Below are 23,688 nucleotides of genomic sequence, written 5' to 3'. Positions count from 1 at the left end.
ATAAAAATGATAGAGCGTAAAGATTTGAAGAAATGTCATCGTATAGTGATAAAAGTAGGAACCAGTACTTTAACTTATAAAAATGGCCAGCTTAATCTGCAGCGTATAGATCATTTGGTACGGCAGATAGCAGATCTGCATAATCAGGGTAAAGAAGTCCTGCTGGTTAGTTCCGGAGCCATTGGGGTAGGAGCGAACCGTATGGGGTTTAAGAAAGTTCCGTCAACTATGCCGGAAAAACAAGCTTTAGCTGCTATAGGACAGGGCTCCCTTCTCCACATTTATGAGAAGATTTTTGCTGAATATGGAAAAATAGTAGCTCAGGTTTTACTTACCCGTGGAGATTTTGATGAAAGAATACGCTATCTCAATGCTGCTAATGCGTTGCTTGCCATTCTTAACATGGGAGTAATCCCTATCATAAATGAAAATGATACCGTAGTAGTAGAGGAAATCAGGTTTGGTGACAATGATACCCTGTCTGCTTTAGTAGCAGGGGTGGTAAATGCAGATCTTTTGATTATTTTATCTGATGTGGATGGACTTTATGACTGTGATCCGCGATTAAACCAGGATGCTTCTCTTTTAAGCGAAGTTGATGAGATAACAGAGGAGATAGAAGAAAGATCAAGAAGCCGGGGCAGCAAGTTTTCTAGCGGAGGGATGTATACCAAACTAAAAGCAGCCCGTATGTGTATGGCAGCAGGTGTTCCCATGATTATAGCCAATAGTGACGAACATAATGTTATAGCCCGTCTTATGGACGGGGAAGAGTTGGGAACCCTTTTTATCCCCCGGGCTGAAAAAATGCAGGCCCGCAAAAAATGGATAGCGTTTGGACGTTTGCCTCAAGGTGAGATTATGGTTGATGAAGGTGCTAAAGAAGCTCTTCTTAACCAGGGTAAAAGCCTTTTGCCGTCAGGTATCATAGGCGTTTCAGGTGATTTTCAACCAGGAGAAGTAGTTAAGGTAGTGACTGCAGGAGGAAAAGAAATTGCGCGGGGATTAACTAATTATAGTGCAGAGGAAATAAGGCTTATTGCAGGAAAAAATACCCGTTATATTGAAAAAATATTAGGTTATAAAGATTATGATGAAGTAATTCACCGTAATAACCTGTGGGTAGAAGTTTAATTACATATGTTAGGGGGAAGGACAAGGTGGATGCAAATCTGAGAAATATGCTCATGGAGCAAGGAAAAAAAGCTAGAAAGGCAGCTCGCTTTTTAGCTACTGCGTCAACTGATATTAAGAACAAGGCGTTAAACGCTATGGCAGATGCCCTGGAGGCCAATCAGGAGGAGATTATCAAGAATAACCGATTGGATCTGGAGGCAGGGGAAAAAATGGGGTTAACCTCTGCTATGCTTGAGAGACTTACACTGAATCCATCCCGTATAGAGGCCATGGCTGAAGGTTTAAGAGAAATAGCCCTTCTTCCTGACCCTGTAGGCGAAGTTTTGGGTATGGTAAAAAGGCCTAATGGGCTTGATATAGGAAGAATTAGGACCCCGATAGGAGTTATAGGTATAATCTATGAATCAAGACCAAATGTAACAGCCGATGCAGCAGGTTTATGCTTGAAGTCGGGTAATGCTATAATATTAAGGGGTGGAGAAGAAGCTTTGAATTCCAACCGGGTAATTGCCCGGACTCTTTCTCATGCTGCTGAAAGCTGTGGAATACCTGAAGGAGCTATTCAACTGGTAGATAGTGTCGATCGTGAAGCTGCTTTATTTATGATGAAGATGCATGATTATTTAGATGTTTTAATTCCCCGCGGAGGCAAAGGGCTTAAAAAAGCGGTTCAGGAAAATGCCAGTGTTCCGGTAATAATGACTGGTATGGGCAACTGCCATGTTTATATTGATGAATTTGCTGATTTAGACAAAGCAGTAAGAATTGCTTTTAATGCCAAGGTGCAGAGGCCTTCGGTATGCAATGCCTGTGAAACCCTGTTGGTGCATGAAAAGATTGCTTCCCGGTTTTTGCCTTTAATTGTAGAGAAATATAAAGAAGCAAGCGTTGAAATCAGGGGTTGTGAAAAAGTAAGAGAGATAATAGCCGATGGCATTAAACCGGCGACAGAAGCTGACTGGGAAGAAGAATATCTTGATCTTATTATTGCAGTTAAAGTGGTACAATCGATAGATGAAGCTATTGATCACATAAACACTTACGGAACTGGACATAGTGAGGCTATTGTTACGGAAAATTACACTAATTCCCGTTTGTTCATGGCAGCAGTGGATGCTGCTGCAGTTTATACAAATGCCTCTACCCGTTTTACTGATGGTGGAGTATTTGGTTTTGGAGCAGAAATGGGGATAAGCACCCAAAAGCTTCATGCCAGAGGGCCTATGGGGCTTAAGGAACTTACCACTACTAAATTTGTTATCTATGGTGATGGACAGATAAGAGAATAAGAATAAGGTGGGAGCAAATTCCCACCTTATTCAATTATTTCAAATTTATACTGGGCCAGTTTAGCCTTATCTTCCGGTTTAAGCTGATATTCCCGGTCTAGAAGTTTACGTTCACATTGGGTGCCGCATAGCTCAGTGGAAAGATAGCGCAGTCCGTTATCATTTATCATGGTAACAATGCATTTTCTGTCAGGATGTTTGAGGGCAATCTTTTTGGCTGCTGCTACATTGCAGCCGGAAGATATCCCGCAAAAGATGCCTTCTTTTTGAGCCATTTCCCTCGCGGTCCTTATGGCTTCTTCAGAGCTTACCAGGACAATGCCGTCCACATACTGTAAATCCAGAATTTCCGGTATAAGTCCATCAGCGATTCCTTGAACTTTATGGGGTCCGATTTTGCCGTAGGCAAGGATGGGAGAGTCCTTTGGCTCAGCTATATAAACCTTTATATCAGGATTTTGGCTTTTTAAGAATTTAGCAGTTCCGGTTACGGTTCCTCCTGTTCCCTGGCACATGACGAAGATATCAATTTTGCCTTCAGTTTGTTCCCAGATTTCAGGGCCGGTCCTTTCGAAATGGCTGTCTACATTGTCTATACGGCAGAACTGGTCGATATGAAAAATTTTATCTTTATATTCTTCTTTTATTCTATTTACTTCTTCTAATACCAGGTCGACATCAGTTTCAGCACCGGGGGTCAATATTAATTCTGCGCCGTATGCTCGGATGGTTTTTTTACGTTCTTCACTCATCCCTTCCGGCATTACAATTATGACTTTGTAGCCTTTAGCTGCGCCTACCATAGCGGTAGCTATGCCTGTATTGCCGGTAGTGCCTTCGAGAAGAATCATGCCCGGTTTAAGTTCTCCGCGCTCTTCGGCCTTTTCTACTATGGCATGAACTACTCGGTCTTTTAAGCTTCCGCTGGGGTTAACATATTCAAGCTTGCCTAGTATTTCTGGCTGGACATCTTTGGCTATATTTTTTAATCTTATTAAAGGTGTGAGTCCTATGGCTTCTAAAACATTATCTGCTATATATCTGTTTCTTGCCCAATTCATTTTCGGCAATCCTCCATTCAATATAAATTATAAAGGCCAGTCTGTGCCAAATTTTATGGATCGGGTAAGAGTAAACTTTTCCAGAGGGGGACATCGATTAAAAAAATCAGGCAAATTCCTGGTTTCATCAATAAATATTGTCAGAAGTTCCTGAAAAAAGAGCCTTCGATTCTTATGATCGCGCAGACTTAATCCTTTAGCTTTAAGTTTATCGGCAATTAAGTTGTTAAGATAGATTTCATAATCAAAGAGGTTTTGAAAGAATTCTTTCCAGTGTTTAAGTTCTGGTTCTTTTTCCCATCCTATTCCGGGACATACAAAATGGCGACATATAGTTTCGCGCAGATCTTGCGGCAATGTACAGCCTTTTTGGAGATCATGAAAATGGCAGAGGTAGCCGTTTTTGTCGATTGTGCTGTTTACAGTGACTGAAGAATCTAAGATAGTAAGATTAGGTATTGAAAATATGTAATTTAAAAGTTTCGGTTTGTTTTGCATGATATAAGCAAAATCGGTAGGGTAAAAAACTGGAGAATAATAGCCGCAGCAGCCTTTATGGTCTTGTCTGGGACATTCTGGACAAAGATCTACTTCAATAAAACTGCGAAGTCCTCGATTGTGGAAAGTGAGGATAATGTCTTTAAGCATATTATTCCTCTCCCCCCTTAATATCAATATTATAGAGCCTTTAGGAGATAAAAGAAAGGATGATTTTAATTTTGTAAAATTTAAAACAAAAACAATATTTTATTTAATTTATGCAAAGGATTTGCATTTTAGCAGGAGGATGTTATCATTTACTATGAGATAGGAAAAAATTTTAAAAAGGTGGTTTTATTGCAGAGAATAGGGATTATGGGAGGTACTTTTGATCCTATACATTTTGGGCATTTAGTTGCTGCCGAATGGGTAAGATTTGAATTTGCTCTGGATAAAGTTATCTTTGTTCCGGCAGGCAACCCGCCACATAAGGCAGGCAGGGAGATAACCGGGGCAGAACATCGCTACCGTATGGTAGAAATGGCGATAAAAGATAACCCTTATTTTGATGTCTCTCCTGTAGAAAAGGAACGGGGGGGAAAATCTTATACGATTGATACCATAGCTTATTTTAAATCTGTTTATAATGGGGCTGAAATATTTTTTATTATGGGTGCGGATTCGCTTTTAACCTTTAATACCTGGAAAAATATAGATCAGCTGATTGATATGTGCAGGTTTGTGGTGGTAACCAGACCGGGATATGTAATAGAACCTGATTTTTGGGAAAAAAGCGGTTTGCCACCTATTGCGAAAGAAAAGATCAAATTTATTGAAATACCAGGGATGGATATATCATCGAGTGAAATAAGGAAAAGAATTAAGCAGAATAAGCCGATAAAGTATCTCTTACCGCGAGAGCTGGAAGAATATATCTATGAACACAGGCTGTACCAGGAGGCAAAGTAATGAGTGAAATTGGGAAAATAACCAAAATAGTTGAAAAAAGGCTTTCCCCTTTGCGTTTTAGGCATTCGCTGGGGGTAGCGGATAAAGCTAGAAGGCTTGCGGAAAGGTTTGGCATAGATGAAGAAAAGGCTTATTTGGCTGGAATTGTCCATGATTATGCAAAAGGTATCGCAGGAAGTGAACTTTTGAATATAGCCAAAGAAAATGGACTTATTGATGATGAAGTTTACCGCGAAGTGCCGGATCTGCTGCATGCTCCGGTAGGAGCATTTTTGATAGAGAAAGAGTTGGGAATAGATGATAAAGAAATACTCAGTGCTGTTCGCAAACATACCCTGGGGGATTTAGATATGGGTCTTTTTGATAAAATTATTTTTCTGGCAGATATGGTGGAGCCAGGGCGTGATTTCCCGGGGATAGAGAGGCTCAGGTGTTTGGTGGAAAGAAATCTTGATGAAGCTATGCTTTTTGCACTTGAATCTACTTTGCGTTATTGTATGGATACGGGAAGGATAATTCATCCCCAAACTGTAAAAGTAAGAAATCACTTTTTAAAGATTTTAAAGTAGAATAATTTACATAAAAATTTAATCTAATTAATACCTGGAACTGCAATTTATGCTAATATAATTACTGAACCCGAGACGCAAAATATTAAAAAGTTTTAAGGAGGAAATGTGATTGTCAGACAGTAGAATTGAAATACTTAGAACCATGGTAGAAGCCTGTCTTGATGAAAAAGCATTTGATATATCGATACTTGAGGTAAAAGATCTCACTATACTGGCTGATTATTTTATAATTGCCAGTGGCAGAAGCCATTTGCATGTACGCAGTATAGCTGAAAATGTTATCAAGGAATTAGAGGAATTTGAAATAAAACCTTTGCGCAGGGAAGGTTTTCAGCAGGGAGCATGGGTAGTTTTAGACTATGGATTCATTATTCTGCATGTATTTCGTGAACAGGAGAGGGAATATTATAATCTTGAAAGCCTGTGGGGAAATGCCAAGAGGTTAACAGCAAAGGAAATTTCAATAATTAAATAATAAAAATAAGGGGATTGGTTCCCCTTATTTTTATTTATATTTAAATTGAAAAAGGGGGAGGGGTAGAGTACAGCACCTACCCCTGGGGTGTAAAATATATGTCAAATGCGACATATTACTTTATTTAACTACAATATTTACCAATTTTTGTGGCACTATTATAATTTTCACTATTTTTTTATCTTTTGTCAACTCAATTATGCGAGGATTTTGAGTAGCTGCTTGTTTTAATTCATCTTCACTTATTTCAGGAGATACCTTTATTTTGTCTCTGACCTTTCCATTTATTTGTACAACGATTTCAATTTCGTCCTGAACTAAGGCATCCGGATCATACTTAGGCCAGGGCTGGAGATGAATGCTTTCGGTATTGCCGATTAAGTGCCACAGTTCTTCGCAAATGTGAGGACAGAACGGGCTTAAAAGCAAGAGCATTGCATCAATAGCCTCTTTTACGATGCCCATATTCTTATTTTCTTTATTAAGATAATCATTGAGTGCATTGGAAAGCTCCATAATAGCACTTACAGCAGTATTGAAATTAAATCTTTCATCAATATCCTCGGTTACTTTCTTAATTGTAGCATGAGTTTTAAAATGCAGTGCTTTGGCATCTCTATCTAAAGCTTCATTTTTTTCGGGCAAATTTACTCCAGCAATATTTTCAGCACAGGAGGTTACTGTGCGCCATACCCGGTTCAAGAAACGATAACATCCTTCTACACCCTGGTTGCTCCACTCTAAATCTCTTTCTGGAGGAGAAGCAAAAAGTATAAAGAGGCGGGCGGTATCTGCACCGTATTTGTTTATGATTTCCTCCGGACTTACAACATTGCCTTTTGATTTAGACATCTTGGAGCCGTCTTTAAGAACCATCCCCTGGGTTAGCAGGTTGGTAAAAGGTTCTTTACATGAAATCATGTTTATATCATATAAGAATTTGGTGAAGAAACGGGCGTACATAAGGTGGAGGATGGCATGCTCCACTCCTCCTATGTACTGGTCAACCGGCATCCAATAGTCAACTGCTTCTTTGGTAAAGGGCACATCTGTACTGTGCGGGCTGCAGTAGCGATTAAAGTACCATGAAGAGCATACGAAAGTATCCATGGTATCAGTTTCCCGCCTTGCTTCTTTTCCGCATTTAGGACATGTAGTTTTATAAAATTCTTCAACATATTTTAAAGGAGATTCTCCATTAGGCTTAAACTCTACGTCTTCCGGCAGGAGTACCGGCAGATCTTTTTCGGGAACTGGAACGATTCCGCAATCTTCACAGTAAATTATGGGAATAGGTGCTCCCCAGTAGCGCTGACGGGAAATAAGCCAGTCGCGCAGGCGGAAATGAACTGCTCTTTTACCTATGCCGTTTTCTTCCATAAAGCTTATTACCTTTTTCTTGCCTTCTTCAACGCGGAGGCCGTCAAATTTTCCGGAATTTATCATTATACCGTCTCCGGTATAGGCTTCGGTCATTTCTTCAGCTGAAGCTGGAGAATTTTCGCCTTTTATGACTACTTTTATAGGAAGATTATATTTACGTGCGAACTCATAGTCGCGTTGGTCATGAGCAGGCACCGCCATTACAGCACCGGTACCGTATTCCATTAAAACATAATTGGCAATCCAGATCGGGATTTTTTCGCCATTTATTGGGTTTACAGCATGGGCGCCGGTGAATACTCCTTCTTTTTCTGTTTCGGTGGAAGTACGGGTGATTTCGTTTAAGTATTTCATACGGTCTATAAATTCGCGTACTTCTTTTTCCTGAGGTTTCCCTTTAGATATTTTTTCAACTAAAGGATGTTCAGGAGCTAAAACCATGTAAGTTACGCCAAAAATAGTATCAGGACGGGTGGTGAAAACAGGGATTTTGTCCCCGGTTTCTTCTACTGTCATCGAAAATTCACAGCCCTCACTGCGGCCTATCCAGTTCTTCTGCATAATTTTAACTTTTTCCGGCCATCCGGTAAGAAGTTCAAGATCATTGAGCAGACGGTCGGCATAGGCGGTTATCTTGAAAAACCACTGTTCAAGCTGTTTCTTTTCAACTATGGCATCACATCTTTCACATTTTCCTTCTACCACCTGTTCATTGGCGAGGACTGTTTGACATGAAGGACACCAGTTTACTGCTGAATGTTTTTTATAAGCCAGACCTTTTTCATAAAGCTTTAAAAACATCCATTGGGTAAACTTGTAGTAATCCGGTTTGCATGTAGCGATTTCTCGTCTCCAGTCATAGCTAATTCCCAGGCTTTTAAGCTGTCTTTTCATATTGGCAATATTATCGTAGGTCCATTTTGCAGGATGATGGCCGTGTTTGATGGCAGCATTTTCAGCAGGAAGTCCAAAAGCGTCCCATCCCATAGGATGTAGGACATTGTAGCCGTTCATAGTTTTAAAACGGGCAACCACATCGCCTATGGCGTAATTGCGTACATGACCCATATGAAGATTTCCTGAAGGGTAGGGAAACATTTCTAGATTGTAGAACTTAGGCTTGGTTTTATCTTCATTAACCTGGTAAAAATTATTTTCTTCCCAGTATTTTTGCCATTTTGCTTCAATGGATTTAAAATCGTATTTGATGTCCATTTACACCTTCCTCCTCAAAAGATAAATAAAAAAACTCTCATTCCCGAACAAGGGACGAGAGTTTCCCGCGGTACCACCCTTATTGACAAATAAAATAATGGTGGAGCTAGAGGGATTCGAACCCTCGACCTCTTGAATGCCATTCAAGCGCGCTCCCAACTGCGCTATAGCCCCACATCTTTGTCCGCTCATTAACCTTAACGGAAGTTACCGTTACAGGCTACTTGTTTCACCTGCAAAGCTCCCCGGCGAGTTCAGCATCATCCACTGCCTCGCACCAGCCGGCAGCTCTCTGAAGATTTGGCTTACTACTCCGGTTCACCGCTTTTCAATATTCGATTGACAAAAGAAATTATATGATAATTGTAGCCTGAAGTCAACAATAAAATAAAAAAATTTTTTCAAAATGGGGAATAAATTTCAGGCATAAAGAAGACCCGAAAGTAAAAAATAATACTGATGCTAAAAGAAAGGGGGATTTTAGTTAATATGAATGGAAAGCAGACTATAAGATGTGATGTTTCCAGCTGCAAACATTATTCTAATAATTACTGCAGTCTGCAGCAGATCCAGATCAGTCCTATAAGCAATGTAAACAGTGGATGCGCAGAAGATGAAAATTACTGTGCCAGCTATGAGAAAAAGTAGAGATGAGATTTAAAAAATAAGAGGAAGAGTTGAAGCTCTTCCTCTTTCGATACATTTAGTTATTATTTTACTCTCTGCCAGATAGCAGCTGCACCGTGACCATGTCCGATACACATGGATTCCATTACATATTCTACATCAGCGTAGTCGGGATCGGACAGGATAGCGGTTATATCGCATGCAATTCTGGCACCGGTACATGCCAGAGGATGTCCAATGGAAATTCCGGAACCCCATATATTCAGACGGTCTTCAGGCAGTTTGAGGGTATTCTTGACATATACGGACTGGGAAGCAAAGGCTTCGTTAACTTCCCAAAGATCAATCTGATCCATGGTCATGCCGGCTCTCTTTAATACCTTCGGTATAGCTAATGCAGGTCCAATACCCATGATTTCAGGTTCTAAGCCGATTACTGCATAGGAAACCAGTTTCATCTTAGGTTTCAGACCAAGTTTCTTTGCCCCTTCTTCGGTAGCTAAAACTACGCCGGCAGCAGCATCATTTATCTGGGAAGAGTTTCCGGCAGTTACGGTAGCTTTTTCATCCTGCATGAAAACGGTTGGCATAGCAGCCAGTGTTTCCAAAGTGGTTTCAGGACGAACACCCTGGTCGCGGGCTACTACTACTTCAACGTCTTCTTCGCCTTTTTCAGCTCTGGCTTTTGCCAAGTGATCGGTAGCTACATAAGCGGCTTCTTTGTTGAAGGGATTGGGATTGTTCTTTGCGCTCTTTGCGGGAACCTTTGCTTTTATAGGAATGATAACATCTTTCCATTTATCTTTTTCTTGAGCTTTGGCGCATTTCATATGGGATTCATATGCAAACTTGTCCTGTTCTTCACGGGATATGTTGAAACGGCGTGCTACTATTTCTGCGGTGTAGCCCATGCTGATAGCCCCAATATCCATGTATTTACCCAAATCAGGATGAACGTCTGCTCCGGCGCCCATCGGGATGTGGGTCATGTGCTGTACACCGCCGGCAAACTGAACATCTCCGCCCCAACCGCACATCATGGTAGATACTGCATACTGGATGGATTGTATTCCTGATGCGCAGAAGCGGTCAACAGTACATCCAGGAACATCATAAGCACCGTCAGAGAGGATCCATGCTAAACGACCGATATTGAGACCCTGTTCCATGAAAGCATTGGCACAGGTTGCCCAAACTACATCGTCGATTATTTCAGCTTGTTTTTTCTTATCTTCTAAGCCACATCTTTTTCTGAGTTCTTTGTAAACGATAGCAGTTAATTCATCAGCGCGGACATTGGTAAACCAGGACTGTTTGCCTGCACGGGCAACAGGAGTACGCGCAGCTTCTACTACAAATACTTCCTTCATTAAATAATTCCCCCTTAAGTATATTTTTTGCGGTCTGCACTGCGGCTGCTTATCAGCCAACCACTCTACTTAAAGTATTCCATAAAATTAATAATTAATCCATAACTTTTTCCTAAAAAAATAAAATTTAAATTTTCTAAATTATTTTAAAGTGTATTAAACTTTTTTATCCCATAGATAAAATATATATTTAGTAGTACTGAAACAAGAAAAAATTGACATATGATAGAGGAATTTTACATTTTTTATAGAATATTAAAATAAGGTGATGAAAGTAATGCAGATTAACAGGCGGTTTTTGACAGTTTTTTTTGTAACTCTTTTATTTGCTTTCTGGGGCGGAATTAAATATGCAGATCTTAAGTTCCAAAATGTCAGTGAGGTAATTAAATTGAATGAAAACGCAGATTTAAAAGACAGCTTGAATAATAAAGAAGAGAATAAATATATACAGGTTTATGTAGGAGGACAGGTGGTAAAGCCCGGGGTCTATAAGCTTTTATATGGGGCGAGGGTATATGAGGCGGTAGAAGAGGCGGGAGGAGTCCTTGAAACTGCTGACCTTAAATATATTCCTATGGCCAAGAAACTGGAAGATGAAGAAACTGTTTGGATACCTTCTTATGATGAAACTGCTGCGATAAAGGACACTCCTTCCTATAATTATCCTGGTTTCAATTCTAATCTGGTCAATATAAATACTGCTTCGGTTGAGGAGCTGGCTGAAAAATTAAACGGAATAGGACCGGCTTTGGCTCAGCGAATAGTAGATTATCGAACTCAAAACGGAAAGTTTAAAAGCGTTGAAGACATAAAAAATGTAAGCGGGATTGGAGAGAAAAGATTTGAACAGCTAAAGGACCAGATATGTATAAAATAGTTGTGCCTTTATGGATAGAATTTTTTTTAACATTTGCTTTTGGTATAACTCTGGCCTACTACGGGCTGGATTTCTTAGCTTTTGCTTTTACAAGCCTTCTTTTGTTATTGTTCCTTATATTCCCGCATTTGCCCAAACATCTCTTTATTGCAGGTCTTATATTGCTTGCTGGCACTTTGTATCTTAATTTATTTGCAATTCCTTTTCCTCTTTCTGCCCCTGCCGTGCAAAATGTAGAGGTTAGAGGAAAGGTAATATCATATCCCCGGTTTTATGAGGAAAAGTGCAGCTTTATTTTGAAGGCAGAAGATGTTCCGGATTATCAGCAAAGAATGCAGGTTTTTGCCTATTTTTTGCCAGATATAAAAAAGGGAGACGAGGTTATTGTAAAAGGGAGGATTTCTCTGCCTTCAAAGCCGGGTAATCCAGGGGAATTTGATTATCCGTCTTTTCTAAAGAAAGAGCGGATTTATTATATTCTTACGGTCAAAAAGGAAAGTGATTTAAAGGTAACAGATAAGGCAAAAGGAATAAATTTTTTTCTCAATAATTGGCGGGAAAAAGCCGGGAAAACTGTAAAGGAGAATTTGCCGAAAAAAGAAGCAGCAGTTCTTTCAGGGATGCTCCTTGGCAAAAAAGAAGAGATATCTCCGGAAAGTTATAAAGAATTCAGACGAGCTGGAATTGCTCATCTTTTTGCTGTTTCAGGACTTCATGTCGGCTTTTTGGTTATTCTCATAACCTGGATTTTGTCTTTTTTTTCTTTCTCATCCCGGGAAAAAATTGTTATTTCTTCAGCAGTTTTAATTATATACGGTAGCATAATTGGATGGCCTGTTTCGGTTATGCGGGCAATTATAATGGCAGTCCTGGGTATGGCTGCTTTTTATTTAAAACGTGAAAACGGGCTTTTAAATAGCTTAGGGCTTTCCGGTTTTATAATTCTTCTTATCGATCCTTATACTCTGTTTAAAATGGGTTTTCAGCTTTCTTTTGCTGCAACCTGGGGGCTGGTTTATCTTTATCCCTGCTTAAAAAAGAAAATAAGATGTAACTCATGGCTATCAGATTTAATTTTAGTCCCTTTTTCAGCCCAGCTAGCTGTCCTTCCTCTTATTGCTTACTATTTTTATCTTTTTAATCCGGTCTCTATAGTAACCAATATTTTAGTTTCTTATTTGGCTGGAGGAGCGATAATTTCAGGATTTTTAGGGTTATTCAGCAGTTTTATGTTTCCTTTTTTAAGTCCTCTCTTTTTATATCCCGCTGGATTTTTAACTGAAATTATAGTTTTAATTTCTAAAATGGTTATTAAGCTGCCCGGGGCTTATATATGGGTTAAAATGCCTTCAATATGGCTAGTTATGATTTACTATGCAGGGATTTTGATAATCTGCTTTTCCCTAAATTTTGCCGACAGGAGTAGGAAATATTTCTTGCTTGGGATTCTTATGGTGTGCAGTTTTATAATTGTTCTTTGCTTACCTCCCTCTGTCTATAACCGTGGGCTAGTTGAAGTTGTTTTTATAGATGTGGGGCATGGAGACAGCATACTTATAAAAACCCCGCAAGGCAAGTTTATTCTTATAGATGGAGGAGGCAGCAGATTTAGCTCCGTTGTAGAAAGAAAACTTATGCCTTATATTTCCTGCAGGGGGATAAATCATATTTTTATGGTAATAAATTCGCACCCTGATATAGATCATCTGCAGGGATTGGAATTGGTGTTAAAAGAACGAAAAGTTCAATATGTAGCTCTACCGGAAGTTTTTAAGGATTGTCCGGAATACAGTTTTATGAAAAAATCGGCAAGGAATCTCGTGTGGCTAAAGAAAGGAGATGTTATCGAATCGGAAAATGATTTCAGGTTGGAAGTTTTATATCCGGAAGGAGATTTTAGTCCGGAAGAAAAGTATAATAATTTTTCATTGGTAATTTATTTAAAGTATAAAAATTTCTCCCTTTTGCTTCCTGGAGATATTGAGCGGGAAGGGATTGAATTTATGTTGAATGAAAATCTTTTAAAAAAGGCTGTGGTAGTAAAAGTTCCTCATCATGGAAGCAGAGGTTCATTAATTCCGGAGTTTTATAAAACGATTAGTCCTGAAATTGCTGTCTTATCGGTGGGGAAAAATAATTTTGGTCATCCCCATCCGGAAGTTATAAAAGAATTAACAAAGGAAAATATAGAAATCCTGCGTACAGATAAAAAAGGAGCCATTACTTTGTTCAGCAATGGCTCCGAATTAAGAATATCAACTTTTAAACTTTAGCTAAGTCCTACTCTTTCATGCACACGATTTAAAGATTCAGCTGCTTCAGCTTTTACCTGTTTTTCGTCAATAGTGAGCATTTGACCGTCAATCATTACCAGCTTACCATCAACAATAGTGTGGTTTATGGTATGTATTCTCACTCTACAGTCAGGATTTTATTCCTGACTGTAGAGATGAAAACCTGTTCATTTATGCCAGTCTTAAAGCAAAATTAACAATAAATGCGATTGCAATTAAATAAACTAGCCAGTGAACTTCTTTGGCTTTGCCGCTTATAGTCTTTACAACCGCATAAGAAATAAATCCAAAGGCTATACCCTGTGCGATGCTGTAAGTTAAAGGCATAACAATAATAGTTAAAAAAGCAGGTAAGGCATCGGTGAAATCGCTGAAGTCGATGTCCTTGATGCCCTGGATCATAAGAGCTCCAATTATTATGAGGGCAGGAGCCGTAGCATATGCCGGTACTAATCCTACCAGAGGTGCAAAAAATATAGCCAGAGCAAAGAGGATACCTACTACTATAGCTGTAAGTCCGGTTCTTCCACCCTCAGTTATACCTGCTGCGTTTTCAACATAGGTGGTTACCGTACAGGTACCTACTATAGAGCTCCACATAGTTCCCAGAGATTGTGCCAAAAGAAACTTGTTAAGATTGGGAATATCACCGTTTTCATCAATTAAATTGGCGCGACGGCTGAGCCCTATTAAAGTGCCGATATTATCAAACATCTCTACAATCGTAAAGCTGAAGACTATGGAGAAAAGACCGTATTTTACTGCTGCCATCAGATCCAGTTTCCCAAAAGTAGGACTGATATCAGGCGGAGTAAAGGATATTACGTCGCTTATTGCAGTAGGACGGTCGAATACTCCCAGAATCATTCCTACAATAGTTGTAGCCAAAATCGAAATTAAAAGCCCACCTTTAACCTGACGAGCCATTAAGGCACCTGCCAAAAATACTCCTAAAATACTTAAAATAACCGGAGGACTTGTAATATGTCCTATACCTACTAAGGTATTGGGATTATCAACAACCACTCCTGCCGCTCTTAAACCAATAAAGGCGATAAATAAACCTACACCAACACTCATTGAAATTTTAAGTACTTCAGGAATAGATTTGACTATATACTGTAGGGCCCCGGTTACAGTAAGAATAAAGAAGAATACTCCGGAGAAAAATACGGCGCCGAGTGCAGTCTGCCAGGGAAGTCCCATGCCTAAAACTACAGTATAGGTAAAGAAGGCCTGAAGACCTAATCCCGGAGCTGCTGCCATAGGCATATTAGCCAGAAAACCTACCAGTAATGTAGTTCCGACCGTTGCTAAAACAGTTGCTGTGATAGCTGCTTCTTTAGGTATACCTACTTCGCTTAATACATTGGGATTAACGAAAAGGATATAAGCTAGAGTAACAAAGGTTGTAAATCCAGCAATTATTTCGGTGCGCAGGTCAGTTCCGCGCTCACTCATTTTAAAAAATCTATCTAACATACCAGACTCCAAGCTTAAAACCTCCTGTATTTTTAGTTAGTTTATTTGGTCTTGCGCAAGCCGATTAAATACTACTAGCAATATTTATGCCATCGTGTGAATGGTTCTAAATATAGGATGTTTTCTTTTTTTGTTAATTAAACATAAGGTGAATATTTTTCCGATTAGGAAATAATTACAGAATTAATAATATTGGACTTTTAACGTTCATAAATTTAAGCGAGAGAGGAGATTATAAGTTGAAAAATGATGAAATACTTAACGGAAAAGTTGGAATTTTACTTTTTAAGCTTTCGTTTCCTGCTGCAGCGGGAATGATAGCTTGTTCTGCTCTTGATTTAATTGATACTTTTTTTATATCAAAACTGGGGTCTGAGGCTTTGGCTGCTTTGACTATATCTCTCCCGATCCAAAATTTGATTATATCCATAGTTTCAGCTACTGGTACAGGAATAACCTCTGGAATAGCCAGAGCTTTGGGCAGCAATAGAGTTGAACATGCAGATAACATTGCCTGGCATGGGATATTTATAAGCCTTATTTATGGAATTATTTTTGGGTTATTGGTGAATAGATATATAGATGACATACTTGTTATTCTGGGAACTCCGGTTCAAACTTTTTATCTGGTCAGGGAATATATGCTTATAATACTCTGGGCCTGCGTTTTTTCGTTTATTCCCATGACTATCGGCAATATTATTCAGGGGGAGGGGGATACTTTATGGTCTATAATAATAACATTAATTGCGATGGGAATTAATGTGTTGTTAGATCCTTTTTTTATTTTTGGGTTAAAAGGGATTAATGGAATGGGGCTTAACGGGGCAGCTGTGGCAGCAGTTTTATCTCAAGCTGTATCTTGTATATTAGTAATAATCTTAATGAAACGCAGAAGGAAAAGATTTTTAACCTGGTCTTTTAGGCACTTTCATCCCAGTATTAAAGTATTGTTAAATATATATAAAGTAGGGCTGCCTGCTATTATAATGGAAATATCCGGGGTTATTACTATGACTTGTTTTACCAGGTTGTTGGGAGGATACAGCTCAACTGCGGTTGCGGCTTCAGGGGTATTTTTAAGGATAAGGGCCCTGGTTTTTATGCCTGTATATGGTCTTGCCCAGGGAAGTATGCCGATAGCTTCTTTTGCATATGGAGCAGGCAATTTGCCAAGAGTAAGAGAGACTATAATGAAAGCATCTTTTTATGTTCTTTTTTACATGATTTTGTGCTGGTTTTTGCTCCAGTTTTATCCTAATCCACTTATGAGATTGTTTGCTGATGATCCGTCTTTGTTTATATTAGGGGTCACCTGTGTAAAATTAGGAACAATATTTATACCTGCTGTGGGTGTTTTTCTTATACTCGTTACTATTATGCAGGCAGTAGGAAAAGGAACTATGGCCATGTCTCTTTATTTAACAAAACAGATATGTTTGATGCTGCCATTGCTTTTAATGCTGCCTCATTTTTACGGTTTAAACGGAGTTTGGCTTGTTTTCTCCGTGGCAGATATTATATCTGCTTTTCTCGCCGCTATTTTCTTTCTCAAATTATGGAGGGAGCTTCAGGAAGGGAGAAAAACAGGAATAATTGTATTTTTAAGGTGGAATTATATTTTAAAAAGGTTTTGGGCATGGATAAAAAATTAAAGAAGAGTTAAGCAAAAAGGGGCAGAATAATTTGCCCCTTTAGTTTAATTATCGTGAAAGTATATCCCGAGCTGCAATAATGCCAGATACACTGGCTTGAATAAGTCCTCTGGTTACCCCGGCCCCGTCTCCGATAGCCCAAATACCGGGAACGGGTGTTTCCAGATGATTGTTAAGTTTAGGACGGGCAGAGTAAAACTTGGCTTCAATTCCGTAAAGTAAAGTGTGGTCAGATGCTATGCCGGGAATAGCTTTGTCCAATGCTTCCAAAGATTCTTTTATTCCAACCATATAGCGGTGAGGTAGAACTAAGGATAAATCACCTGGAACCGCTCCTTTTAAAGTTGGCTCAACCATGCCTCTATCAATACGGGCTGAAGTGGAACGGCGTCCTCTTTTAAGGTCACCGTATCGCTGGACTATTATGCTCCCGCTCAACATATTAGCTAAACTTGCAATACATCTGCCGTATAATATAGGCTTATCAAAAGGTTCGGTAAATTCCTGGCTCAAAAGCAGGGCAAAATTGGTATTATTACTTTTGCTGTTAGCAAAAGAATGACCATTTACGGTAATTATACCGTTGGTATTTTCCATTACTACATGTCCATTGGGATTTACGCAGAATGTCCGGACAGTATCGTCAAACTCTTTAGAATTATAAATAATTTTAGGTTCCCATATGTTATCAGTAAATTCCTGCATGGTAACTGCCGGCACTTCTACTCTTACTCCCAAATCAACCTGGTTATTTTTAAGTTCAATTCCTAGTTTTCTGGCCTGTTCGGAGAACCACTGAGAACCATCGCGACCGGGAGCTAATATGATATAAGGTGCGGTAAAAGTGCCTTTGCTGGTTTTTACTTTTTTAGCCCCTGCAGTTTCAATTTCAATATCTTTTACAACTGTATCGGTCTTAATAGTTACCTTTTCTGACAAAAAGTTATACATATTTTTTAGAACATTTAAAGTGTTTTCAGTTCCCATATGCCTAATTTTGGCAGGTATCAGACGGAGTCCAGCCCGAGCAATCCTGAGCTGTAAATCTTTTACAATATCGTTATTTTCGCCGAATATACGATCAGGGGCACCAAATTTGACATATATTTCATCTACATAAGTAATCAGATTTTCCAGGGTAGATTTACCTATATAGCTGTCCAGCCATCCGCCAAATTCTGTTGTTAAAGTAAGTTTACCGTCAGAGAAAGCCCCAGCCCCTCCCCAACCGCTCATTATTGAACAGGGCTTGCAGTTTATGCAGCTTTCAGTTTCAGTGCCGATAGGACATTTTCTTTTTTCTACCCTTTTGCCTTTTTCGATTAAAAGCACCTTAAGGTTGCTTTTTTGGCTTATTTCCATAGCAGAGAAGATACCTGCTGGTCCTGCACCCACGATTATTACATCATAATCTGTTTTCATAACTTAATCCCTCCCGGTGGTTCAAATCCTGACAGACAGGATAGCTTATTATATTATCTACCGTAAATGTAACATTTTTTGTGTTGATAAGCTATAAGATAAAAGCTGTTTTCGAATAAATATTTGTAATTTATTTACGTTATTATAAAAAAATGTTTATGCTAAATGAGAATTTTGCATATTAATTAGCTAACAAAATATAGGAAACGTAATTATGCAAAAACCCCCATTAAAATGAAAAATATTAACTGAATGACTTCTCTGTTTAGTTATCATAATGAAATGGTTTATTAAATATAATCTAACAAGTTATTGTTAATAAGGGGGAAGAGAGATATGAACAGGGTGAAAAAGCTTAAAAAAATGGCTTTTATTTTAGTGTTTTTCATGCTGACAAGTTTATTTTTACCGGTTTATGCCGGGGCGGATACAGTTGATGTTAAGGCCGAGTCTTATATTTTAATGGATGCAGATTCAGGTAAGGTTTTGCTGGCCAAAAATGAGCATAAGAGATTAGATCCGGCGAGTATGACTAAACTTATGACACTTATACTGACTATGCAGGATTTAGAAAAAGGGAAAGTAGGTCTTAAAGATAAGGTGGTTGCCAGTGAAAATGCTTGGAAAATGGGAGGTTCCCAAATTTATTTGGAACCAGGTGAAGAGATGACTTTTGAAGACATGCTTATTGCTATTGCTGTCGGGTCTGCTAATGATGCCTGTATAGCAGTAGCTGAACACCTGGAAGGGACGGAAAAAAATTTTGTTGTCCGTATGAATAAAGAAGCAAAAAAGATGAGGCTTAAAAATACCCATTTTTCCAATTCTCATGGGCTTACTGATGAAAATCATTATACTACTGCCTACGATATGGCGGTTATTGCCAAGAATGCTTTAAAATATCCAAAACTTTTAGAATATACATCAATAAAGGAATATAATCTGCGCGGGGGCGAATTTAAGCTTTTTAATACCAATAAGCTTTTATGGTGGTATCAAGGGGCTGACGGTTTTAAGACCGGATATACTGATAAAGCCAGATTTTGCCTTACTTCTACTGCCAAACGGGATGGACTGCGGCTTATTGCAGTAGTTATGGCATCTCCCCAGAAACATGATAATTTTAGGGATTCGATGCAGCTTTTGAATTACGGTTTTGCCAAGTATTCATATAAGACCTTTTTTTCCAAAGGAAGTATATGTGGAGAAGTAAAAGTGGGCAAAGGTTTTGAAGACAGCGTGAGAGTAGTTGCGGAAGAAAATGCAGGCTCTATTGTGTTAAAAGGACAGGAAAAGACAATTACCTGTGAAAAGGTTTTGCAGGATTATGTAAATGCTCCAGTAGTTGAAGGTCAGAAATTAGGTGAAATTAAAGTATATAGGAATGGAGAATTGCTTAAAACCGTAAATCTTATTGCAGCTCATGAAGTCCCGCGCACCAGTTTATTAAAGGAATTTTTCAGGATGTTTGCCGAAACTTATCTATTGTGATTGGAATTTTGTGGAAGGGATTTAGCTTTTTTATGCAGAAACTAGTAGTAGGAACAATGAAGGAGGGGATATTAAAGTGGATGTAGAACTTAAAATGGTGCGTAATACTCTGGTTGTACGCGTAAATGGGGAATTAGATATGGTAGTAGCAGAAAAAATGCACCGGGAAATTGATGAAAGGATGGAAAAAGGGGAAGTTAAAAATCTTATTTTGAATTTAGAAAAGGTTTCTTTTATTGATAGTTCAGGTTTAGGGGTGATAATAAGCAGCTACCGGAAGATAGCAGCAGTTAATGGGCGTATGTATATGGCAGGGGCTAGGCCAAATGTCAAGAAAATACTTATATTGTCTGGAGTTAACAAGCTTATTCCGATATATGACAGTGAACAGGAGATAATCAGCATTTAAAGGAGGTGAATACCAGCCTGGCCGCTGGTTAAGTTATGAATGTTAAGAATTATGTGCGTTTTGAATTTCAAAGTTTACCAGAAAATATTTCATTTGCCCGTTCATGTGTAGGGGCTTTTGCATCGCAGCTTGACTGTACTTTAGATGATATTGAAGAAATAAAACTGGTAGTATCGGAAGCTGTATCCAACTCAATTATCCACGGTTATGAAAATAATCCACATGAGAAGGTAGTTATTGTTGTATCTATAATGGATGATAATACTCTGGAAATTATAATTGAAGATTATGGCAAAGGAATTGAAGATATAGAAAAGGCTATGGAGCCTACTTATTCAACTGACCCTTCCCGCATGGGACTAGGTTTTACTTTTATGAAATCTTTTATGGATGAGGTCGATGTTATAAGCAAGCCTGGTAAGGGAACAACTGTTAAGTTAAGAAGAAATTTTGCGGCAGCTGATAAGGAAGCGTATGCTTAAAGGGGGGTCAGATATGTCTTCTTTGAGTCCGTATGAGGAAAATGAAGACCTGATCCTTAAAGCGCAAAAGGGTGATGTAGAGGCTAAAGCACGCCTGTATGAAGCTAATAAAGGATTAATATATATGGTTTTGGAAAGATTTAGAAATACCTCTTATGAATATGAAGATCTTTTTCAGGTAGGTTCCATAGGATTATTAAAAGCAATTGACAAATTTGATTTTAGTTATGGTGTCCGTTTTTCAACTTATGCTGTGCCTATGATAATAGGAGAAATAAAAAAATTTTTACGCGATGATGGTATAGTAAAAGTACAAAGAGGGATTAAGGAAATATATGCTAAAGTTCGATGGGCTCAGGACAAGTTAAGGGGTGACTTAGGAAGGGAACCTACTGTTAATGAATTGGCAAAGTTTCTAGAAATAGACAAGGAAGATATTGTTATGGCGCTGGAAGCCTGTCAGGCTCCTGCATATATTCATGATGTAATGCCTACTGAAGAAAAGGAACAGATTTCTTTACTTGATAAAATTGCTGATGATGAGACCAATCTGGTTTTGCTTGAGCATATAGCACTGCGTGAAGCAATGAGTAAGTTAGATCCCCGAGAAAGAGAGGTTCTTATAAGAAGGTTTTTTAAAGATGAAACCCAGGCGGCTATAGCTCAGAATTTAGGAGTTTCTCAGGTTCAGGTTTCACGAATTGAAAAAGCAGCCATCAATAAACTTAAAGGTATACTTGAATAAAACTCCTTTATCCGGCAAAAAATAAGGCAAAAGGATAAAGGAGGGATCTATTTTGCATGTAAAAGTAGCTGAAATAGTGGCTGAATCCAAGAAGAGCTGGCAGGATGCTATAGAAACTGCTGTGGCTGAAGCATCAAAGACCTATCCCAATATTACCGGAATAGAAGTCTATAATATGACGGCAGATTGTAAAGATAACCGGATTATAGAATATAAGGCTAATGTAGGTATTGCTTATGTGGAATAACTGTAAATTTCGAACAACACCTGAAAAGGTGTTGTTTTTTATTATTCTTTTGTTTTAGACAGGAATAATCAGACAGTTTAATGTTCATAATATTTTGGTGAGGAGATGAATGGATAATGCCAGAAGTGAACAATCATAAACTGAAGAAAATCGAAGAATATGAAGATCTGGCTAATAGGTGTAAACCAAAACCTCCAGTTGTCAAAAACTCTATATGGGCTTTTGTGGTAGGAGGACTTATCTGTACTTTGGGACAGGTTATCCAGAATTATTTTATGGGGATTGGCATGAGCCGACAAGATGCATCAAGTGCTACCTCGATAGTCATGATTTTTTTGGCGGCATTAGCTACCGGGGTAGGAATATACGACGAACTGGGGAAAAGGGCAGGAGCCGGTTCCATTGTGCCTATTACTGGTTTTGCCAATGCTATAGTAGCTTCAGCTATGGAATTTAAGAGAGAAGGTTATATTTTCGGGGTAGGAGCCAGGATTTTTAGCGTGGCTGGACCTACTCTGGTTTTTGGCTTTGCGGTGGCACTTTTTATAGGATTGCTTAAAGTTTTTATTAGCAGCTGATTTAGTTTGAACCAGAAGGTGGTTATAAATTTATGAGAGATATAAAGAAAAGGGGTAAACAGACAGTTGTTTTTGAAAGGCCCCCGGTTATTACTTCTTATGCCAGTATTGTAGGACCAAAAGAGGGACAAGGCCCTTTTGGCAATTATTTTGATCAGGTTCTGCCTGATTATATGTTTGGTGAGAGAACATGGGAAAAGGCAGAAAGCAAAATGCTAAAAGAAACAGTGAAAATTGCCTTGAATAAGGCTGGTTTGACGGAAAATGAAATAGAAGTTATGCTGGCGGGGGATTTGCTTAATCAGACTATTTCAGCTAATTATGCTGCCCGAGATTTAAACCTCCCTTTATTAGGGCTTTATGGAGCTTGTTCAACTATGGCTGAGTCTATGCTGTTAGGAGCTATGCTCGTTGATGGAGGTTTTTTTAACCGGGTAATTGCTGGGACTTGCAGTCATCATCATACCGCAGAAAGACAGTTTCGTTTTCCCACCGAGCAAGGAATTCAGCCTACGATTACTACTCAATGGACAGCTACAGCAGCAGGAGCAGTACTTATTGAAGCTTCCGGACAAGGTCCCCGCATAACTGCTGCTACTGTAGGCAGGGTGATTGATATGGGACAAAAGGATATGTCTAATATGGGAAGTGCGATGGCACCAGCTGCAGTAGATACCATTAAGGCACATATGGATGATCTCGGCAGAAGCCCTGATTATTATGATCTCGTTGTTACAGGGGACTTGGGGCAAATTGGGAAAGCTATTCTTGAAGAGCTTTTTGCTGTAAAGGGTATAGTACCTAAGCCTTCTTATAATGATTGCGGAGTTTTGCTTTATGAAGAAAGTCAGGATGTGAATGCGGGAGGAAGTGGCTGCGGCTGTGCTGCCTGCATGTTATGTGGCCCCTTTTTAAAAAAAATGCAGGAAGGCAATATGCAAAAATTGCTTTTAATAGCTACAGGAGCTTTGATGAGTCCTACTTCTATTTTTCAGGGAGAAAGCATTCCGGCAGTAGCTCATGCGGTAGCAATAGAAATGGTGTAGAGGAGTGACGGTATTGGTACCTTGGTATATGGCTTTTTTGATTGGTGGGACTTTATGCCTTATCGGACAGCTTGTTATGGATTTGACTAAAGTTCAGATTACTCCCGGCCATATCTTGGTGGGATACATAACTTCGGGGGCAATTTTGAGCGGCTTGGGAGTTTATCAGCCTTTGGTAGAAATAGGGGGAGCAGGTGCTACTATACCCCTTTCCGGTTTTGGCCATCTTTTAACCCAGGGAACCCTTAAGGCAGTAGAACAGAAAGGGCTTTTAGGAGCTTTTAGCGGAGGAATTGAGGCAGCAGCAGCAGGAATAGCAGCAGCTGTTATTTTCGGATATATAGCAGCAGTTATATTTAATCCTAAAGGTTAAAAGAAG

24 protein-coding genes and 1 tRNA gene are annotated in these 23,688 nt (G+C 39.0%); 17 read left to right on the top strand and 8 right to left on the bottom strand.

Annotated features, from left to right (window positions below; translation table 11 throughout):
* Positions 1-6 precede the first annotated feature (6 nt).
* Both proB and H0Z36_RS03980 read left to right on the top strand, forming a co-directional pair.
* Positions 7-1,134, top strand: coding sequence for a glutamate 5-kinase (proB, locus tag H0Z36_RS03985; RefSeq protein WP_296863955.1), 1,128 nt, complete (start codon positions 7-9; stop codon positions 1,132-1,134).
* Positions 1,135-1,181: 47 nt separating this feature from the next.
* Positions 1,182-2,426, top strand: a complete 1,245-nt coding sequence (locus H0Z36_RS03980) for a glutamate-5-semialdehyde dehydrogenase (RefSeq protein WP_296864128.1) — start codon at positions 1,182-1,184, stop codon at positions 2,424-2,426.
* A gap of 26 nt (positions 2,427-2,452) precedes the next feature.
* Here H0Z36_RS03980 and cysK read toward each other — a convergent pair whose 3' ends face one another.
* Entirely contained in the window at positions 2,453-3,487 is a 1,035-nt protein-coding gene (gene cysK, locus H0Z36_RS03975) for a cysteine synthase A (protein WP_296863954.1), read from the bottom strand.
* Positions 3,488-3,514: 27 nt separating this feature from the next.
* Positions 3,515-4,135: a hypothetical protein gene (locus tag H0Z36_RS03970; RefSeq protein WP_296863953.1), complete on the bottom strand. Its 621-nt coding sequence runs from the start codon at positions 4,133-4,135 to the stop codon at positions 3,515-3,517.
* A gap of 180 nt (positions 4,136-4,315) precedes the next feature.
* Between H0Z36_RS03970 and nadD the strand changes: the two genes are divergently transcribed.
* The 3 genes from nadD to rsfS all read left to right on the top strand — a co-directional run bounded on the left by nadD (position 4,316) and on the right by rsfS (position 5,983).
* Positions 4,316-4,936: a nicotinate-nucleotide adenylyltransferase gene (gene nadD, locus H0Z36_RS03965; RefSeq protein WP_366508856.1), complete on the top strand. Its 621-nt coding sequence runs from the start codon at positions 4,316-4,318 to the stop codon at positions 4,934-4,936.
* Entirely contained in the window at positions 4,936-5,505 is a 570-nt protein-coding gene (yqeK, locus tag H0Z36_RS03960; protein ID WP_296863951.1) for a bis(5'-nucleosyl)-tetraphosphatase (symmetrical) YqeK, read from the top strand. The genes nadD and yqeK overlap by 1 nt, the downstream gene beginning before the upstream one ends.
* A gap of 112 nt (positions 5,506-5,617) precedes the next feature.
* Positions 5,618-5,983: a ribosome silencing factor gene (rsfS, locus tag H0Z36_RS03955; protein ID WP_296863950.1), complete on the top strand. Its 366-nt coding sequence runs from the start codon at positions 5,618-5,620 to the stop codon at positions 5,981-5,983.
* Between the two features lie 120 nt (positions 5,984-6,103).
* On the opposite strand, the gene leuS is transcribed toward rsfS, so the two are convergent.
* Positions 6,104-8,575: a leucine--tRNA ligase gene (gene leuS / locus H0Z36_RS03950; protein WP_296864127.1), complete on the bottom strand. Its 2,472-nt coding sequence runs from the start codon at positions 8,573-8,575 to the stop codon at positions 6,104-6,106.
* Positions 8,576-8,679: 104 nt separating this feature from the next.
* A tRNA-Ala gene (locus H0Z36_RS03945) sits at positions 8,680-8,755 on the bottom strand.
* Between the two features lie 285 nt (positions 8,756-9,040).
* Here H0Z36_RS03945 and H0Z36_RS03940 point away from each other — a divergent pair.
* Entirely contained in the window at positions 9,041-9,229 is a 189-nt protein-coding gene (locus tag H0Z36_RS03940; RefSeq protein ID WP_296863949.1) for a DUF1540 domain-containing protein, read from the top strand.
* Positions 9,230-9,291: 62 nt separating this feature from the next.
* Here H0Z36_RS03940 and H0Z36_RS03935 read toward each other — a convergent pair whose 3' ends face one another.
* On the bottom strand, positions 9,292-10,578 hold the full coding sequence (locus H0Z36_RS03935; RefSeq protein ID WP_296863948.1) for a thiolase family protein: 1,287 nt from the start codon (positions 10,576-10,578) through the stop codon (positions 9,292-9,294).
* Between the two features lie 277 nt (positions 10,579-10,855).
* Here H0Z36_RS03935 and H0Z36_RS03930 point away from each other — a divergent pair, with 277 nt between their 5' ends.
* Positions 10,856-11,458 carry a helix-hairpin-helix domain-containing protein gene (locus H0Z36_RS03930; protein ID WP_296863947.1) on the top strand — a complete coding sequence of 201 codons (603 nt, stop codon included), beginning with the start codon at positions 10,856-10,858 and terminating at the stop codon, positions 11,456-11,458.
* The gene (locus tag H0Z36_RS03925; RefSeq protein ID WP_296863946.1) at positions 11,446-13,731 is read left to right on the top strand and encodes a DNA internalization-related competence protein ComEC/Rec2; all 2,286 of its coding nucleotides are present in this window, start codon (positions 11,446-11,448) and stop codon (positions 13,729-13,731) included. The genes H0Z36_RS03930 and H0Z36_RS03925 overlap by 13 nt, the downstream gene beginning before the upstream one ends.
* Here the strand turns inward: H0Z36_RS03925 and H0Z36_RS03920 are convergent.
* Positions 13,728-13,874 (bottom strand): hypothetical protein, encoded by a 147-nt coding sequence (locus tag H0Z36_RS03920; protein ID WP_296863945.1) that lies wholly within the window; start codon positions 13,872-13,874, stop codon positions 13,728-13,730. The genes H0Z36_RS03925 and H0Z36_RS03920 overlap by 4 nt on opposite strands.
* Positions 13,875-13,923: 49 nt before the next feature.
* Complete coding sequence (locus H0Z36_RS03915; protein ID WP_296864126.1) at positions 13,924-15,234, bottom strand: NCS2 family permease; 1,311 nt, start codon at positions 15,232-15,234, stop codon at positions 13,924-13,926.
* 239 nt (positions 15,235-15,473) lie between these two features.
* On the opposite strand from H0Z36_RS03915, the gene H0Z36_RS03910 reads away from it, so the two are divergent.
* Positions 15,474-16,889 (top strand): MATE family efflux transporter, encoded by a 1,416-nt coding sequence (locus H0Z36_RS03910; RefSeq protein WP_296863944.1) that lies wholly within the window; start codon positions 15,474-15,476, stop codon positions 16,887-16,889.
* 48 nt (positions 16,890-16,937) lie between these two features.
* Here the strand turns inward: H0Z36_RS03910 and H0Z36_RS03905 are convergent, their stop codons facing one another.
* Positions 16,938-18,311, bottom strand: a complete 1,374-nt coding sequence (locus H0Z36_RS03905; RefSeq protein WP_296863943.1) for an NAD(P)/FAD-dependent oxidoreductase — start codon at positions 18,309-18,311, stop codon at positions 16,938-16,940.
* A 336-nt stretch (positions 18,312-18,647) separates the two neighbouring features.
* Here H0Z36_RS03905 and H0Z36_RS03900 point away from each other — a divergent pair, with 336 nt between their 5' ends.
* The 8 genes from H0Z36_RS03900 to spoVAE all read left to right on the top strand — a co-directional run bounded on the left by H0Z36_RS03900 (position 18,648) and on the right by spoVAE (position 23,682).
* A complete protein-coding gene (locus tag H0Z36_RS03900) occupies positions 18,648-19,802 on the top strand; it encodes a D-alanyl-D-alanine carboxypeptidase family protein (protein ID WP_296863942.1) in 1,155 nt (384 codons plus the stop codon).
* A 76-nt stretch (positions 19,803-19,878) separates the two neighbouring features.
* The gene (locus H0Z36_RS03895; RefSeq protein ID WP_296863941.1) at positions 19,879-20,211 is read left to right on the top strand and encodes an anti-sigma factor antagonist; all 333 of its coding nucleotides are present in this window, start codon (positions 19,879-19,881) and stop codon (positions 20,209-20,211) included.
* A gap of 35 nt (positions 20,212-20,246) precedes the next feature.
* The gene (spoIIAB, locus tag H0Z36_RS03890) at positions 20,247-20,693 is read left to right on the top strand and encodes an anti-sigma F factor (RefSeq protein WP_296863940.1); all 447 of its coding nucleotides are present in this window, start codon (positions 20,247-20,249) and stop codon (positions 20,691-20,693) included.
* A 13-nt stretch (positions 20,694-20,706) separates the two neighbouring features.
* Complete coding sequence (locus H0Z36_RS03885; protein ID WP_296863939.1) at positions 20,707-21,438, top strand: SigB/SigF/SigG family RNA polymerase sigma factor; 732 nt, start codon at positions 20,707-20,709, stop codon at positions 21,436-21,438.
* 52 nt (positions 21,439-21,490) lie between these two features.
* Positions 21,491-21,685, top strand: a complete 195-nt coding sequence (locus H0Z36_RS03880; protein WP_296863938.1) for a dodecin family protein — start codon at positions 21,491-21,493, stop codon at positions 21,683-21,685.
* Between the two features lie 116 nt (positions 21,686-21,801).
* A complete protein-coding gene (gene spoVAC / locus H0Z36_RS03875) occupies positions 21,802-22,263 on the top strand; it encodes a stage V sporulation protein AC (protein ID WP_296863937.1) in 462 nt (153 codons plus the stop codon).
* A gap of 32 nt (positions 22,264-22,295) precedes the next feature.
* Positions 22,296-23,309 carry a stage V sporulation protein AD gene (gene spoVAD / locus H0Z36_RS03870; RefSeq protein WP_296863936.1) on the top strand — a complete coding sequence of 338 codons (1,014 nt, stop codon included), beginning with the start codon at positions 22,296-22,298 and terminating at the stop codon, positions 23,307-23,309.
* 28 nt (positions 23,310-23,337) lie between these two features.
* Positions 23,338-23,682 (top strand): stage V sporulation protein AE, encoded by a 345-nt coding sequence (gene spoVAE / locus H0Z36_RS03865; protein ID WP_296864125.1) that lies wholly within the window; start codon positions 23,338-23,340, stop codon positions 23,680-23,682.
* The last annotated feature ends 6 nt before the right edge of the window (positions 23,683-23,688 follow it).

It is taken from the genome of Thermosyntropha sp., from assembly GCF_017656155.1.
Classification (GTDB): domain Bacteria; phylum Bacillota; class Syntrophomonadia; order Syntrophomonadales; family Syntrophomonadaceae; genus Thermosyntropha.
Note: the sequence above shows the minus strand (reverse complement) of the source record. Positions and strands in the feature narration are given on the sequence as shown.